The sequence below is a fragment of the Winogradskyella sp. MIT101101 genome (genome assembly GCF_047126865.1).
Lineage (GTDB): Bacteria > Bacteroidota > Bacteroidia > Flavobacteriales > Flavobacteriaceae > Winogradskyella > Winogradskyella ouciana.
In genome coordinates this window covers 2586798-2604118 of sequence record NZ_CP138982.1, presented here as the reverse complement: position 1 = coordinate 2604118, position 17321 = coordinate 2586798, and the positions used below count along the sequence as shown (strand labels likewise).

Here is a 17321-nt window from a genome sequence, read left to right as displayed (position 1 = left end):
AACGCAAGTGCTATAGATATTAATCCTTAAGGGAGTTTCTCCCAAAGGCTATCTGCAAAATAGTGCTTGCAATCCAAAAAGTTAGATTTTAGTTTAAAGTTGTTTGTTTCAGCTAAGTTACAAATTTCGTCAAGAGCATATTTTTTGGAAAGCTCTGTCCAAATCAACTCATTATAATCAAATTCTACATATGTATTAAGGGCTTTTATATTCACCTTTTGTTTCGTTAAACTAACAATGTAACTTTTAACCTCTCCAGTAATTGGGTTATAATGGCAATAAAAGTCGAAATCATCAATTTTAAAATCGGCATTTAATTCTCTATTGATTCTTAACAGCAAGTTGAGATTAAATCGTTTGGTTATGCCATGCTTATCATGGTATGCATTATGAATAGTTATTGGATTCTTTTTTAAGTCAAACCCAATAAGAAGCTTATCTCTCACTTTCATATTATCATTAAAAAGCTTAATAAGTTCATTAGCTTTATCCTCTAAATAATTACCAATATTACCACCTAAAAATAGTAGTAAACTGGGATAATCACTATTCTTATTAGCGCTTAGTATCTCAAAATAATCACCAACCTTAGGCTTAATGTTTATGCCTGGCAAACGCTTTTTCAATCGCTCTGACAGTATATCCATGGCCTCTTGGGAAATATCAATCGGCACATAATTAAAATTCACATTATTATTTACCAGATACTCGAGAAGTTTAAACGTTTTAAAGCCATCTCCTGCTCCCAGCTCAATTATATTGAAAGGAGTTGAAAACTCTAGAGCTTCTAAAATCTGTTTGGATTGCATGGAGAGTATCTCAAACTCAGCATCCGTAAGATAATACTCTGGCATATTCATTATTTCTTGAAATATGCGACTGCCATTATCGTCATAAAAATATTTTGAGGATAGGTACTTGCTTTTGGTTGTTAGGCCAGCGAGCACGTCCTTTGCGAAAGAATTTGTCATTTATTTTGCTAGTCTTATTCCCGAAAACTGCCAACGCAATTCGGCATGAAAAAAGTTTCTATAAGTTGGTCTGCAGTGCTGTGGCGAAGTCGCTACAGAACCACCTCTTAACACCATTTGGTTGACCATAAATTTACCGTTGTATTCACCCAACGCACCATCTGCTTTGGCATAATTTGGGTATGGAAGATAGGCACTATTAGTCCATTCCCACAACTGCCCATGTTTAAAATGTTCTGAAGATACTTCCCATTCAAATTCCGTAGGTAGTCGCATCTGTTTCCATTGCGCATAGGCGAATGCTTCATAAAACGTAATATGATTGACAGGCAATTCGTCTTCAATAGCTTTAAAACCTTGAAGCGTATAATGCATCCATTTACCGTTGACCTTATGCCAATACATTGGAGCTTCAATATTGTGATTCTGAACCCAATCCCAACCTTCTGCGTGCCATAGGTTAAAATCTTTATAGCCTCCAGCCTCGATAAATTCCATATATTCTGAATTGGTTACCAATCGATTTGAAATTTCAAAATCATTCAGATAAACTTTATGTCTTCCCAATTCATTGTCCCAACAAAAATCTTCTCCCTTGTGCCCAATATCATAGAGTCCTTCATCAATTTTTATAAATTCCTGTGATTGATTTTCGGGCTTCAAAGTGATGTTATAATCAAGTGTTGGAAATGATGGTTGGTGCCCAAAGATGTATTTTATATCGTAAAACAAAAGCTCTTGATGCTGTTGTTCGTGCTGCAATCCTATTTCAACAACATTCTCAATTTCCGTTGATATATCAGCACTCAAAAATTCTGACATCTGTTCATTGACATAAGTTCTGTAATCTAGGACTTGCCCTAAAGTAGGACGTGTCATTAATCCGCGATTGGTTCTTAAAACCTTATCTCCAACATTGTTGTAATAACTGTTGAAGTAATAGGCGAATTTTTCGTGAAATACCTCGTAATTTTTCTTATATTCTGAAAGCACAAACTGCTCAAAAAACCATGTGGTATGTGCCAAGTGCCATTTGGGTGGCGAGACAAATTCTACAGGTTGTAGTGAAACGTCTTCGGGTTTTAAAGACTTACAAATTTCTTCTGTTCTATGTCTTATTTCTAAAAATCGAGTTTTAGTAATCGGTTTTTCTAATTCTATCTGCACTATTCTTCTATTATTTGAGTTTCGAAAAAAACTTCGCTTGCTATGGTTTTATGCACAGGGCATCTCGAAGCTATTTCTTTTAATCGTTCTTTTTGAGTATCGTCTAAATTGCCCACAAATTTTAGCTTTTTATTAATATGGTCCATATATTTTGGTTTATCAACCTTAACCATTAAATCATCACTATGCTTTCTTGAATGAGAAAGATATACAAAGACTTCCCTGAGATCCCACTTCTTTCTTTCTGCATACATTTTTAAAGTCATGGCTGTACAAGCGGCCAATGCTGCATTAAGATATTCATAAGGTGATGGTCCAAAATCGCTACCTCCAATACCAGCAGGTTCATCTGCTATAAACGTGTGGTTTTTAGTTTGAATTGAGGTTGTAAAGTTATCTTCAACAATGTTTAAATGCCCAACCAATTGCTCACCCTCAGTATCTAGCATTTTGTTTTCGACCTGAGGGAAATAACGACTTGCCCATGTACCAATAATTTCTCCTACATACTGGCTATCTTTTTCTTCACTCAGAAGGTGATCAGCGTCATCCAAGGTTATAAAACTTTTGGGATGATGTGCTTTGAGGTACAATTGCTTGGCATTATCTATACCGACTATTTTATCTAATGGTGAATGCATTATTAATAGTGGCTTTCTTAGATTCTTTACAATTACTGGTAAGTCTGTTTTATCAAATTCCTCTACAAAGTCTTTATTAATTATAAATGGCCTTCCACCAATATCAACTTCAACATTTCCTTTGTTTTCAATGTCTTCAATTTGATGCGAAAATAAACGCTTTACATGGTCAACTGTAGCAGGTGCACCAACAGTTGCGACCGCTTTTACCGCTTTTAGTTTTGATGCTGCAACCAGTACCGCAGCTCCACCCAAGGAATGACCAACCAATAAACCTGGAGCTTCATAATGCTCTGATATGTAACTATGAACATCGAGTAAATCCTGAACATTTGCCGAGAAATGACTATCTGCAAACTCTCCTTCACTACGACCCAATCCTGTAAAATCGAATCGTATAACGGCAAAACCATCTTGTGTAAGTGATCTGCTCACATGCTTAACAGCATTTAGATTACTACTACAAGTAAAGCAATGGGCAAAAATGGCGTAGTAATTGGGTTTTTGATTTGCTGGCAACTCCATATAGGCATTCAGCGTTAAACCCTTACTGTTTTTTATTTTTAGCTTTGTGCTTTTCATACTATTCGGTTACTTCTACTCCCTTCCAAAAGGCCACCCTGTTCTGAATGTGTTTGGCTTCATCTGAGGGATCTGGATAAAACCATGCTCCATCAATATTCTCTTTACCATCAACATTAATATTGTAGTAGGATGCCGTACCTTTCCAGGGACATACCGATTTGGAATCGCTAGGTGTAAAAAAATCTTCTTTAATGCTGTTATGCGGAAAATAGTGATTGTCTTCCACTACAACGGTATCATTACTTTCTGCTATTACTTTATTGTTCCAGATTGCTTTCATAATTATTTTTTTATCAATTAATTTTATGAGCTACAGGATAACATAGAACAGCCTACCTTATGCCTTGCCCAATCAGGACGTTTTGTAAACCATTTTTCGTTTTTTGGTTGCTCTGCATAAGGCTGTTTTAATAGTTGAAACAAATCATCAATTAAACTGTAGTCTCCATTATTTGCCTTGTCTATAGCCAATTGCGCCATATAATTTCGCAACACATATTTTGGGTTCACTAAGTTCATCTTCTCTTTTCTTCCGTCGTCATCAACCTCTTCCATTTGTAATCTTTGGTCGTAAGCTTTAAACCATCCTTTCCATTGTTTTAATATATCACCCTTAATCTGTTCGGGTTTATAAAATGCTTTTTCAATAGTGCCTAATGCATTTTCAACTTTTCCTTTTTTATAATCGGATAGTAGCCTAAAGAAGATGGTCATATCGGTTTCAGAACTTAATAAACAATCCTCTAAATTGTTAATCAATTTTAGATCATTGTCTTCTTTTTTTTGCAAGCCTAATTTAGATCGCATCATATCCAATGACCTACTTTCAAAATTCGTTTTGTATTGATTTAAAATCTCTTCGAAAGGAGAGGCTTCTTCTACCAAAGGATAAAGTGCATTAGCAAGTTGCAACAAATTCCAAAGTGCAATATTAGGCTGGTTACCGAAGCGATAACGCTTGTTTTGACTGTCGGTAGTGTTTGGCGTCCAACCAAAATCAAAACCCTCTAACCAACCATAAGGACCATAATCTATGGTCAATCCCAAAATTGACATGTTATCTGTGTTCATCACTCCATGAACAAAACCTACACGTTGCCAGTGGATAATCATGTCTAAAGTTCTGTCGGCAACCTCTCCAAAAAACTTTATATAAGTTTCTTTTGAAGGTTTTCCCAGTTCAGGATAAAAATATTTGATGGTATAGTCTGCCAGTATTTTTAGGTTTTTAGTGTCTTGTCTTGAGGCAAATAACTCAAAATTACCAAAGCGGATAAAAGTTGGTGCCACGCGACATACAATAGCTCCTTTTTCGTACTCAGCATTACCATCATAGAGCATATCTCTCAATACATCATCACCTGATGACATTAGACTCAATGCTCTGGTTGTTGGTACACCTAGATGGTGCATGGCTTCACTGCACAGATATTCTCTTATTGATGACCTCAGTACTGCCAACCCATCGCCTTGTCTAGAGTAGGGAGTTTCACCAGCGCCTTTGAGCTGTAAAGCCCACCGTGTTTCGTTATTAACTATCTCAAATAAATTTATGGCTCTACCGTCTCCTAATTGCCCAGCCCAATTCCCAAACTGATGTCCAGCGTAAGCCATAGCATACGGTTTAGTTTTTGGGTAAACTTTTGCTCCTGAAAACACTTCTAAAAACTCTTTTGATTTTAATTCCTCAACTCCTATGCCTAAATTAGACGCCATTTCTTCTGAGGCATGAACTAATTTTGGGTTAGACGGAACCTTTGGTATAACATAAGAATGTGCCGCATTAAATACTTGTCGTCTTGTATTCTCAAGGTTTGAATCTGACGGTAATTCCTTATTAAATGAGTCTTTAATTTTCAGCTGCACAATATGGTGTTTGCTTAAATTTCTAAGCTTTGATTTATTTAAGTAACTAATTTAATCATTTAACAACCTTAATTACTATAAAAATAGATTTAGATTGTAACTCATTTAATAATTTTAAATATTAACTCGTTTATTTTTTTGTAAATTCACATTGTTCAAATAAACTCATGTAGCATGGCAAAATCCCTAGTAGAAAAGACTCAAGAATTTGTATTTAATCTTTTAAAACAAGAGCTGCCAAATTCTTTCTTGTACCATAACTATACGCATACTGAACGCGTTTTAAGGAGTACCCGGGAAATCATTGAAAATACTGAAGTATCTGACAAAGAGACTGAAATTCTTGAAATAGCTGCTTTATTGCATGATACGGGATACACTAAGAGTGCAGATGAGCATGAAGAAAAAAGTGTTGAAATTGCCACCAAGTTTCTTAAAGAACAGGATGCAAACCAAGACCTCATCGATGGTGTTAATGAGTGCATCATGGAAACAAAATTTAAAGAGCCACCAAAGACCAAGTTAGGCAAAATTATTAGAGATGCTGATGCCTCTCACTTTGGTAAAAAATATTTTGAGGAAGCAAGCGAATTCCTACGTAAAGAATTAGAAATGAGAGGTGTTAAGCACTACTCTTCAACAGAATGGCGTGATGAAAATATTAGAGTACTTGCAAAAAGCCATCAATATTACACAGATTATGCTTTGAAGGAATGGGATCCTAGAAAAGCGAAAAATCTTTCTAAGTTAATGAAGGCGAAAAAGAAACAAAAGCGCAAGTACAAGAAAGAAGAGATTAAGGCTAAATACAAAGCGCAGTACAAAAACGAAAGCCCATCTAGAGGTGTTCAGACGTTTTATAGAGTAGCATTACGAAACCATATTAAATTAAGTGACATTGCAGATACAAAAGCGAATATACTATTATCCGTTAATGCCATTATTATTTCTGTTGTACTTGCCAACCTCATCTCTAAGTTAGATACAAATCCTTATTTAACCTGGCCAACGGTGATATTCACTCTATTCTGTGTAACATCTATGGTTTTATCTATAATAGCAACACGTCCAAATGTAACGAGTGGTGAATTCACAAAGGAAGACGTAAAAAATCAAAAAGTGAATTTGAGTTTTTTTGGGAATTTTCACAAAATGAGCATGGACGATTACGAATGGGCCATTAAAGAAATGTTAGAGGACAAAGATTACATTTATAAAGCACTTACAAAAGATCTCTATTTTTTAGGTGTGGTATTAGAACGTAAATACAGATTGTTACGAATTACCTATACCGTCTTTATGACAGGGATTATTATTTCTCTTATTGCATTTGGTATAGCTGTTAAGAAAAATCCAGGTGTTGATTTAAAGGATGTTTTGCCTGAAACCAATACCAATACCTCAATGATATTTGAAGGTATTAGTAAAAATAAGACTGCAAATTTTAGGATTTAATCGTTTCCATTAAATCATCATAAGTGTAGAAGTTCTTATCGTTTTCATTATGGTAAAGAATACTGGTGCGCAATGCCTTAAGGCCTGTTACACCTTGTAAATCTTCAAGTTCTAAGATTTCTAAATCTTTATCTAAAACGTTCTTGGATTGAAGGAATCTTATATATCTAACATACTCTTCTTCATCTTCTTTTTGTGAGTAAACAATAGTGAGTTTGCCTTTTTTTGTGATTCGTTCCTCGGTACCTTTTATAAATGCTTTATCAACACGTTTTTTAACCACTTCGTAACGCGCATTGTACGTACCATCCACATCGAAACGTTTTTCGTCCATTCTAAAACGTATAGACAAAGGTTGGTTAAATACCAATATCATAGAAGCTACATCCAAACCAATTGGGTACTCGTGTTGGTTTTGGTAATATTCATTTTCCATTTCGCACATTACCTGCAATTGCCATAATCTTAAGTTGTAGAGGTAAATAATGTTAAAGCTATCTTGCTTTGTAATGGATTCACCTATATAAATATTATGCTCAACACCATCTGTCTTAAAGCGCTCAAAAAAATGTGGATACATTTTCTGAGCTTCAATTTGTTTCTCATCAATCAAAGATGACATATTGGTGTTAATTAGTTTTACCGTATCATCGTAATGTTTTCTGTAAAAATAGATAACTCCTAAGTCTTCATCTATTTTACTAAAATAATCCTCAATATCTGGTCTTAGTGCTTTTTGTGTTTGAGCTATTAGTTTAAAAATAGGTTTTACTTCAGTAGTTAAGAATACAGAAATAGCATGCTCACTATCCACCTTAAAATTCTCTTTTAATTGTGAAAGGAACTCAGTTATTTGAAATTTTATCTGCTCATAAATAGGCAAACTTTGCTCTTCTAAACTTTTCTCTAAAATCTTATCTGCCAAGTTAAGCTGTAGTGACAAGTCCTTTTGTGTCGCTTCGTTTCTAGCATTAGATGAGCCCTTAACATCAATTTGTCCAAATAATGGATAAACATTCTCAAAGGCAATTTTTCTAAAGGTCGGAGACTCGCCTGTATTAAACTCAGTTTTAATATAGTGTCTGGCCTCTTGAACGAATTTCCAGTGCACGCTAGAGTGAATCGATGTACATTCCTTTTGTATGATTGCCTCTATTAAGTTTGCTTCCGCATTTTTAGAACGTTCTACTGCAGATACAATAAAAGGCATAACATCTACCAACTTATTGGCATTTATACTATTTAAAGTCTTTGGTGTTTTAGATACTATTTCTAAAATTCCCATAAGACCATCGTCATTTGCAATAGGAGCAAAAATAGCACTCTTAAATCCTTGGTTATACAATTCCTTAACATGTGGTGCCTTACCTTTGGATTGTTTAAAGATGCGACCCACATCTGATACCGAAAAAAATGCGTTTTCTTTCATTAGTCTATTATAGGACCAATCGCATAAAGCATCAGAACAAGGCTTACTTTCAGACTCATTTAATAAAAAACTATTCATCCCTACACCATATACGCGCTCAAAAGTGTTTTCTACTTCATTATAAATGGAAAAACCCACTTCTAAATTCTTTAAGCCAAATAGTGAACGGAAAATTTCATAGAAGCCCTTCATAAAACTTTCATCCTTCCGTTTATCTTCACCTATTAAAGAAGATTTAATGTTTGAAATGGATTGATCATCAGTAACATCAAAAATATTTGAAATCACAAAACCTTTAAACGTATAACTGTTTGGTGGAAATTTTTCTTTCCAAAGCTCTATATTTTCAAAGTTATCTAACAGTTCCTCATAATCTTTATCTGTTATATTAGGAGCATCTTCATTAGGAACAATTTCAGTAAAGTCTGCATTATACAGTATCTTATAATAGCGTTTTATACCATTTGCATCTGGAATCTCATAAAAAAACGGACGTTTAAAATTAAGGTTATAACCATAGCAAAAGTTTAGAATGATGGTACATGCAATTATATAGGTTTGATCCTCTGGCATGTTTTTCATCTCTAATTCAAAATCTTCACCTGCCGTTTTTAAGATGGATTTAAAACGTTCTGAAGCATTAAATGTAAAATTGTGAAATGGTACCGATGCCGTTTTTATTTCGTTTTTTGTAAGTATAGGACTGAAAGTGTCTTGTAGAATTCCCTCTATTTCCTTTTCTAAATCTACAAATACCGAGAAATCACTAAACCCTTCTCTTAGTATTGGGTTTTCTTCTGCTATTTTGAGTACACGACGTGCATTAGAAGCAATAAAATCGTTATCAGTCTTAATTAATTCTTCGTACTGATTTAATAATTTATTGAAACTAACCTTTAAAACAAAAGGTGATTCTATGTTGTCATTAATGTCCAAACTGTAGTTGTATAAAGTAAGCAAAGTTACAAATATTTAAAATAGTCGTTTAGTTTAAGACTACCTTACAATCAGTTTGTTACAATAAGAAATGTTAAATGGCACTAGAATCCTAGTTGACCGTAGGTCCAATTAGACCCATCACTTACAAAAATCAAGGTTTTTGTTATGTCACCACCATCTCCTGCAGCATCTGGAGTCATAATAACTGGAGCCGCTGTGGCAACTCTACTATCACCAGAAAAAAACTGCCCGCCAAAACTATATATCTGCGCGTTTTCAGTATCCGATATGTTTCTAGCAATATATATTCTGCCAGGTACAGTTGTAGCATCAGGTAGAATAAACTCTAAGTTTCCAGATGTAGGAGTTAAATTTAAATAAATACCGTCATCAATTGGAGTAGCTGAACCACCTGGTCCACCATTATAACCAACAACTTTTAAAGATAAGTTTCCATTAATGTCTAGTGTACTCTTTGGATCTTGTGTATTAATCCCAACACCATCTACTTGGGCATTCAAGCAAAACGTAAATATTAAACATATGAGGGTTACTATATTTTTCATAGGGATTAAAAAATTAGTTGTTTTTCTTTTTCAAACTTATGGCAAAGCCACCTCCTTCGGCGAGTTTAATTGATAACCTATTACCTTTTTTAAGTTCCATTTTTTCTATTTCTATATCCAATGGGTTATCATTCCAATGGGCTTCTTTGCCATCTTTATAGATTGTAGCGTCGTACGTTTGGTCTTCATCCAGAAAATCGAAAGTCAACTCATGAGTTATTGAATTTTCATCCGTTATGCCGCCAACAAACCAGTTACCTGTTTCACGCTCTTTTCTTGCAATAGTCACATAATCTCCAACTTTACCGTTTAGCACTTTAGTTTCCTCCCAATCTACACCAACATCTCTGATAAACTGCAAAGGTTCTGGGTTAGCTTCGTAATGTTCCACTAAATCTGCTGCCATTTGCACAGGGCTATAAATAACTACATATAAAGCTAGTTGCTGGGCAATTGTAGTATTGACCTGATTATCTTTTTTGAACTCATCAAATTTTATATTGAAAATACCTGGCGTAAAATCTATTGGGCCAGACAACATTCTGGTAAAGGCCACTATTGGCAAATGCTCTGGTGGATTGCCACCATCTTCTGCCCAAGCGTTAAACTCCTGACCTCGCAAACCTTCTCTCGAAATAATATTAGGATAGGTTCTTCGCAGTCCTGTGGCTTTAATCGGTTCGTGTGCATTAACGGCAACTTCGTATTTAGCGGCTTTTATGGCTGCGTTGTTGTAATGATTAACCATATACTGTCCGTGATGGTATTCGCCTTTTGGTAAAATCTTACCCACATAACCCGATTTAACGGCATGCATACCATATTTCTGCATTAAGGCGTACGCTGTGTCTTGCTGTTTTTCATAGGTTTCAGTAGCTGCTGAAGTTTCGTGGTGCATTATAATTTCTACACCTTTTTCCTTGGCATAACGAGTTACTTCATCAATATCATAATCTGGATATGGTGTTACAAAATCGAATACACCTTCTCTGTCCTCAAAGCCAATCCAATGTTCCCAACCTGTATTCCAGCCTTCGACCAAAACACCACCAATATTGTTTTTTGCTGAAAAATCAATAAAACGTTTTACATTTTCTGTTGTTGCTCCATGTGTTCCGTTAGATTTCCCTGGATCTGTCCACGTATTCATATCTTGAGTCATTCCGTAATCCCAAGAGGACTTACCCAAGTGCATTTCCCACCAAACGCCAGTATATTTCATGGGCTTAAACCATGACACATCTCCAAGTTTGTTGGGTTCATTTAAATTGACAATGAGTTTAGACTCAATTAAATCTGGTGCATTATCTGTAATTTGAAGGGTTCGCCAAGGTGTATGAAATGGCAAACTTCTTTTTACCTTATAATCTGTATTTTCAGAACCTACTAGATTACTCTTTAGGTTAAGATTTTCAGTATCGACCTTTAAAGTCATTCCAGAATAATCTACTAATGCCGCTTCATGAAAACTTAAATGCGTACCATCATCACCAACCATGGTTACTGGTGTATTCACAGTATTTTCTGGTATATAGGTTTGTGCCAAATTCACATGACCTACATATTTTAAAGCATTGATTTCTGATAACTTTGTAGTGCTGTACAAGTGCTCATATATATCCCAATCACCAGGAATCCAAAAGGTATTGTAGTCTTTTGTGAGATTGAATTCTGTATGCTCATCTTTAATTAATGCTTCTGTCCATTCTTCTTGCTCTGGGAATTCGTATCTAAAACCAACGCCATCATCGTAAACTCTAAAAACGATGTTTAATTTTCGTTTTGGTTCTGAAGTTTCCAGTAGTTCTACTTTTAATTCATTATAATGATTAACCACATCGACTTGTTCTCCCCAAGGCATTTGCCAGGTTTCGTTGAAGGAATTTGTGGCTGTAGTTATAATTTTTAAATCATCTTTTAAAGCTTCAGCATTTGTAAATTCGAAACCCAAATACGAAGTATCTACAACCGTTTTATTGTTGAACGTCACCTGATAGAAAGGCTCTCCTTCAGCATTTAGATTAAAACTTACCTTAAGATTAGATTGTGGTGATTCCACATCTAGAATCATACTGTCATTCTTACAAGAAAATGAGAGCATTATAATTAAAACAACAAGAAATTTACATTTCATAATTTTACTTTTTCTCTAGCAATACCATATTATATTCTGAACTAACAACAGCTTTGCCATCAGTCACTGTAATATCTTGACCTGAATATGCATCATGCAGTTTATCTCCTTCTTTAAACACCTTAGAGACATCTAATACTTTTTGTCCTTTTTTAAGATCCATACCAATTACAACAAAGTCGTTAAAATGGTTTGTGGACAAACTTCTATAAAATACATACGGAGATTCTGTTATCATTTGATGTAAACCAGCACCTACTGCAGGGTGATTTGCTCTAAACTGCCCTAATTTTTGCCAATGTTCCAAGACTTCTTTCGTTCTTGGTTGATTTGCTATAGAATCCCAATTCATGAATGAACGCAATGTTGCATCTCCTACCGTGCCTTCCACAATTAATGATCTTGCCGACTCGTCTCCATAATAGACTTGCGAAGTGCCTGGTGATAACAATAATTTATTAGCAGTTTCATAGGGTTTTTGTCTTGAGGCATCAAAAGGACTTCCGTCATCATGTGAACTTAGATAGTTCATAGTTCCATAGTCTTTTAAATCGTTATTTAGCACCTCAGAATAGCGTTTAAAAAGTGCTTCGTAATCCATTTCTTTAGAATTCCATTTGAATTCAAAATTGATAAGACTGTGAAAGCTTTCAGGCTCAAAATAATTTACTTTTTTATCACCAAAATCAAACATTTGACCTCCACTGATACCATAGTTATAAACTTCCCCAACCAAATAGAAGTTATTGTCATCCAACACCTTATCTGGATTATTCTTTTTATACTCATTAAAGGCATAGTCACACTCTTTTCTGAACTCTTGCCACACGTGTTCTTCGGTATGTTTTACGGTATCTACTCTATACCCATCAACACCGAATTCTGTGATGTAATCCGTTAGCCATTTCATAATGTAAAAACGTGGTGCTCTAGGATGTCCTGTTCGTTCAAAAAAAGCATCGAGTTCTTTTACTTCTTCTTCATAACGCCCTTCTGCTTTCCATTTTTCAACCAATTGAGGTGGTAACTCTACATCCTCGTTACTTTCGGTTTTTATATCTGGTAAATTGGCGACCAATGTACAGGTCACTGTATTTTCATAATTATCATATTTGCATTGTGGGTCAGTCCTTACCCACTCATCTGGCCAAACTGGATCTTTTTCCGTTACTGGTCCTGTGTGATTTATCACGGCATCTAAAACAATACGAATGCCTTTGGCATGCGCCTCTTTTACTAACTCTTGTAAATCTTCTTTAGTACCATAATTTGGGTCTATTTTAGTCCAGTCTTTTGCCCAATAGCCATGAAAACCGTAGGTCACTCCTGTGCCTTCATCTGTACCTCCGTGAATTTGCTCTACGATTGGTGTCATCCAAATAGCATTGATTCCTAAATCTGTGAAATAACCTTCTTTTACTTTTTGGGTTATACCTTTAATGTCTCCACCTTCGAAGCCGCGAAGTTTACCTGTTTCTTTAGTTCTACCAAAGTTGACATCATTGGATGTGTCTCCATTATTAAAACGGTCGGTTAGTAAAAAATAAAGATTGGCACCTTCCCATACAAATGGTGAATCTTGCTGTAAGCTTTCTTTTTCTACTGCTATAGCGACATCCGAATCCGTATTATTTTTACAATTAAGAAACGTTAGTGCGATTAGTAAAACCCAAATTGTTTTCTGCATAGTTTATTTTATTAAAATCTTGTATTCCCAAGGGCCCATGGTAAAAGCATCTCCCTTCAATTCAATTTTTTCATTCACCATATAATCTAAATACATACCTCCAGGTACAGCTATTTTATTTGCTTCATCAGAAAAATTACCAATGAATAAAATAGTTTCATCATCTTTAGAACGTTCAAACATTAATATATCTTTTTCCGAGTCTAAACGCTTATACGAAGCCGCATTTTTGCCACCATGTAAGGCTGGGTTTGTATTTTTGAGTTTACCTAGTTTTTTGAGCAAATCCCAGCTATCTCCTTTTGTTTTAGGGATGGAATCTTTTTCAAAAAACTTTAATCTATGATTCATATCATATTCTTGACCTGAATAAATCAACGGCATACCTTTTAAAGTAAAGCTCAATGCCGTCATCAGCTCAGAGGCGTCTCCCATGCGTTCTTTTATAGTACCATTCCATGAGTTTTCATCGTGGTTAGTTACAAAATTCATTAAGATATCATCGTCATCATAGTCTTTTGAAATCTTTTGAATATAGGCTTCGTAATCTTCTAAATTCTTTTCGCCTTTAGCCAATCCATTAAGTAGATGGTGGCCATCCCAAGCATAGGCCATATCAAATAAATTACCATCCAATAATTCTGGTTCCCAGGCTTCAGCCAACATAAAAATATCTTTCTTTTCTCTTAATTGAGGTACGGCTTGTTGCCAAAAATCAAGAGGTACAGAACCGGCTACATCGCATCTAAATCCATCGACTCCTTCTTCGGTGATCCAGTAGGACATATCTTCAATCATTTCTTTTCGCATATTCTCGTTGTCGTAGTTTAAATCTGCGACATCTGTCCAATCTGTTCCTTTAGGGTGAATGACTTCACCATCTTCGTTTTGTGTATAGTATTCTGGATTTGTTTTTAACCACTCATGATCCCAACCTGTATGATTTGGCACCCAATCCAAAATAACATAAATACCATTATCGTGAGCCGTTTTAACCAATTCTCTAAAATCTTCCTTGGTACCAAATTCTGGATTAATCTCAGTAAAATCAGTTACAGCATAATAGCTCCCCAAATATTTTGAGCGCTCTTCTTCTGGAAATTCTGAAGCAAACTTGCTATCTGGTCCTCCTGTGGCTTTACGCTTGGTTTCTGAAATAGGAAATACTGGCATTAACCAAATAATTTTCACCCCTAATTCCCTTAGCTGAGGAATATCTTTTGTGAATTCATCAAAAGTGCCTTCTGGTGAATATTGACGAATATTAGCTTCATAAATCACGGCTGTTTCCATATCTGAAGCGGAAATTGGTGTAAATTCCTCTTTAGTAGTTTCCTCTACTTTGATGTCTTCTTTTTTCTCTGATTTACATGCTCCAAATACTAGTAGCATACAGATTATTAATGCAAAGTTTTTCATCTTGTTTTATTTTTTAAGTTTTATTTTTATTTCTTTTTTGGTTGTCGCTTCCCAGTTAATAGGGATAGTTAAGGTTTTTGTTTTCGAATTCCATTTTACATCAACTTTTTTACCATCAACCTTAATATACTTTGGTTCGTTTTGAACATTGTGGACTGTAAAATCAATTGACTTATCACTAGACTTTAAATTTCCACCATAATCATTGCTGATTTCAAACTCAAACTCAAATTTTAAATTAGATCCTTTATAAAGAGATTCAAATTTCATGAGTTCATAATTACCATTTATAATGGTGTTAGGATCAGAACCATTATCGTTAAACAGTAGTCGTTTATTTTCAGGAGAAGCCTCATCAAAATAATAGTGTAGTTCTATTTCACTACTGTTATATTCTGAAGTCGATTGCACCACCTTGGTCAATGGTATAAAAGCACCTGCCCTAACATAGGTTGGTATATAAGCTGGATGCGTTTTAATCATTTTAGTTTGTCCACCTTCAATGAGTTCATCAGTTTCTATATTAAACCAGTTTGCCGTTTTTGGGAAGTAAACCTCTTGTTCTGTTTTACCAGCTTCTAAAACTGGTGCTACCAGAATATCATTTCCCCACAAATAGGTTTTTGAATAGCTAAATAACTCAGGATTATTAGGTTCTTCAAAAAATAAAGGTCGCATTAATGGTTTGCCATATAAATGATTTTCGTACATCAAATTATAATTATACGGCAACATGCGATAGCGCATTTGAATCGCAAACTTCGCTAAGCGTTTTGCTTTCTCACTTCTAAATATAGGTTCGCTAGGCACATCTTCTTGTGCATGTGGTCTAAAAATGGGATTGAATACTCCGTATTGCAACCATCTCACATACAATTCATCATCCAAGTTTGCTCCTGCAAAACCGCCTAAATCAGAATGCATATAAGCCAGACCTTGCATTCCCATCTGTAAGGCGATTTCGGGTTGACTTTGTAATCCTCCCCAAGTTCTGTTGACGTCACCAGACCATGGCACCATGCCGTAACGCTGGCTACCGGAATAACCAGCTCGCATTAAGATGAATGGTCTTTTATTAGGATTAGCTTCTAGACTGGCTTCATATACCAGTTTTGCCCAATCGTGTCCGTATATGTTATGGACTTCTGAGGCCGAACCTGTATGGTGCTGTACCCAATTAGGATGCACTTCGGGCTCTCCCAAATCTCCCCAAAATCCGTTGACACCCATATTAGCCAATTCCTTGTAAATGTTTTTAAACCATTGCTCTCCTTTTGGGTTATAAATATCTATGATTCCTGTATTACCGAAATAGAAGTCGTATTTGGCTGGGTTTCCAATAGAGTCTTTAGCTAAAATATCTTCTTCAACAGCTTCGTCCCATCGGTTAGAAGTGGTTAATACAAAAGGTTCTGTGATAAGGATCGTTTCGACGTTTTTAGATTGCAAATTCTTAATCATTTGTTTTGGATTTGGAAATGAATCCCTTAAAAACTCAAGATTGCCCATGGTTCCTTTTATGTCTTTACCAAACCAATACAAATCCAAAATAATAGCATCAACAGGAATCTCTTCTTCTCTAAATTTATCAATCGTCATCTCAACTTCTTCTTGGGAATGATAGCCAAATCTGCTTGAAAAATTACCCAAAGCCCAACGTGGTAGCATAGGTTGCTTACCCGTTAAATTGGAATAGTTATTCATGATGTCATACCATGTATCGCCAACAATGACTTGATAGGTTTTGCGACCAGAAACAGTTTCGTAAGTTAAGGTATTATCACCTTCACTATCTAAATCTAAATAGCCAATTGGTGCGTTGTCAAAATGAATCATGTATTGATTGGAAGACAATACAATTGGCATGGTGTAGTTCATCAATTGAGATTCGGTTTCATAACCGTAATGTGCTCTATTGAATAACGGTAAACGATGTCCTCTACGATTCATACCCAAGGCTCTGGCACCTCCGCCATATAGCACTTCATCTTTTGATAGGTTGAATTCTATTTTCTCAGTAGAATCTGCAACAATATTGCCTTTTACCATATCCATTGGCTCGTGCTTACTTTTGTAGTAGCCTCGTTTTTCGGATGTAATGAGTTGGTCCTTGTAATAATATGAGATTTGGAATGGGCTTTTGGTGACAACTACATATAAACCGTTACGTGCTTTTATCAAAACGTCTTTAGCTCTTTCTGTAATATCAATTGTTGAACTTTTCGATTTTGCCACAACGGCATGCGATTCTGTGATTAATTCTTCACCGTTGGGCACAAATGTTGTCTCAACAATGTTTGACCCATACGGGTTAATGATGTAATAACCGTCATTCACCTCAACCTTTACATATAACCCATCAATTTGAGCGCTTTTAAAAATACGCTCAGCATTTTGCGCAGTGATTGAAACTGTAAAAAGTATAAACGCTATGTATAGTATGCTTTGCTTCATAGTAAATT

Annotated in this window: 12 protein-coding genes; 1 reads left to right on the top strand and 11 read right to left on the bottom strand. The window is 35.4% G+C overall.

Features of this window, described 5'->3' with window-relative positions; genetic code table 11:
* Nucleotides 1-26 precede the first annotated feature (26 nt).
* Genes SIB89_RS11700 through SIB89_RS11680 form a run of 5 tightly spaced genes read right to left on the bottom strand, consistent with a single transcriptional unit; the run spans nucleotide 27 to nucleotide 5230 of the window.
* Nucleotides 27-971, bottom strand: a complete 945-nt coding sequence (locus SIB89_RS11700; protein WP_412559915.1) for an L-histidine N(alpha)-methyltransferase — start codon at nucleotides 969-971, stop codon at nucleotides 27-29.
* Nucleotides 972-2138: an ergothioneine biosynthesis protein EgtB gene (gene egtB, locus SIB89_RS11695; protein WP_412559914.1), complete on the bottom strand. Its 1167-nt coding sequence runs from the start codon at nucleotides 2136-2138 to the stop codon at nucleotides 972-974.
* On the bottom strand, nucleotides 2138-3361 hold the full coding sequence (locus SIB89_RS11690; RefSeq protein WP_412559913.1) for an alpha/beta fold hydrolase: 1224 nt from the start codon (nucleotides 3359-3361) through the stop codon (nucleotides 2138-2140). Before SIB89_RS11690 ends, egtB begins: the two co-directional genes overlap by 1 nt.
* Before the next feature lies 1 nt (nucleotide 3362).
* A complete protein-coding gene (locus tag SIB89_RS11685; protein ID WP_155088226.1) occupies nucleotides 3363-3644 on the bottom strand; it encodes a DUF427 domain-containing protein in 282 nt (93 codons plus the stop codon).
* 23 nt (nucleotides 3645-3667) lie between these two features.
* Nucleotides 3668-5230, bottom strand: coding sequence for a protein adenylyltransferase SelO (locus SIB89_RS11680; RefSeq protein ID WP_412559912.1), 1563 nt, complete (start codon nucleotides 5228-5230; stop codon nucleotides 3668-3670).
* 174 nt (nucleotides 5231-5404) lie between these two features.
* On the opposite strand from SIB89_RS11680, the gene SIB89_RS11675 reads away from it, so the two are divergent.
* A complete protein-coding gene (locus SIB89_RS11675; protein ID WP_273291761.1) occupies nucleotides 5405-6685 on the top strand; it encodes a Pycsar system effector family protein in 1281 nt (426 codons plus the stop codon).
* On the opposite strand, the gene SIB89_RS11670 is transcribed toward SIB89_RS11675, so the two are convergent.
* The 6 genes from SIB89_RS11670 to SIB89_RS11645 all read right to left on the bottom strand — a co-directional run bounded on the left by SIB89_RS11670 (nucleotide 6675) and on the right by SIB89_RS11645 (nucleotide 17313).
* Nucleotides 6675-9050, bottom strand: coding sequence for a GAF domain-containing protein (locus SIB89_RS11670; protein ID WP_412561910.1), 2376 nt, complete (start codon nucleotides 9048-9050; stop codon nucleotides 6675-6677). The genes SIB89_RS11675 and SIB89_RS11670 overlap by 11 nt on opposite strands.
* 104 nt (nucleotides 9051-9154) lie before the next feature.
* Nucleotides 9155-9619, bottom strand: coding sequence for a hypothetical protein (locus SIB89_RS11665; RefSeq protein WP_412559911.1), 465 nt, complete (start codon nucleotides 9617-9619; stop codon nucleotides 9155-9157).
* 13 nt (nucleotides 9620-9632) lie between these two features.
* Complete coding sequence (locus SIB89_RS11660; RefSeq protein ID WP_412559910.1) at nucleotides 9633-11753, bottom strand: glycoside hydrolase family 97 protein; 2121 nt, start codon at nucleotides 11751-11753, stop codon at nucleotides 9633-9635.
* A 4-nt stretch (nucleotides 11754-11757) separates the two neighbouring features.
* Entirely contained in the window at nucleotides 11758-13440 is a 1683-nt protein-coding gene (locus SIB89_RS11655) for an alpha-amylase family glycosyl hydrolase (protein ID WP_412559909.1), read from the bottom strand.
* Nucleotides 13441-13443: 3 nt separating this feature from the next.
* The gene (locus SIB89_RS11650; protein WP_412559908.1) at nucleotides 13444-14859 is read right to left on the bottom strand and encodes an alpha-amylase family glycosyl hydrolase; all 1416 of its coding nucleotides are present in this window, start codon (nucleotides 14857-14859) and stop codon (nucleotides 13444-13446) included.
* A gap of 6 nt (nucleotides 14860-14865) precedes the next feature.
* The gene (locus tag SIB89_RS11645; RefSeq protein ID WP_412559907.1) at nucleotides 14866-17313 is read right to left on the bottom strand and encodes a TIM-barrel domain-containing protein; all 2448 of its coding nucleotides are present in this window, start codon (nucleotides 17311-17313) and stop codon (nucleotides 14866-14868) included.
* Between the last annotated feature and the right edge of the window lie 8 nt (nucleotides 17314-17321).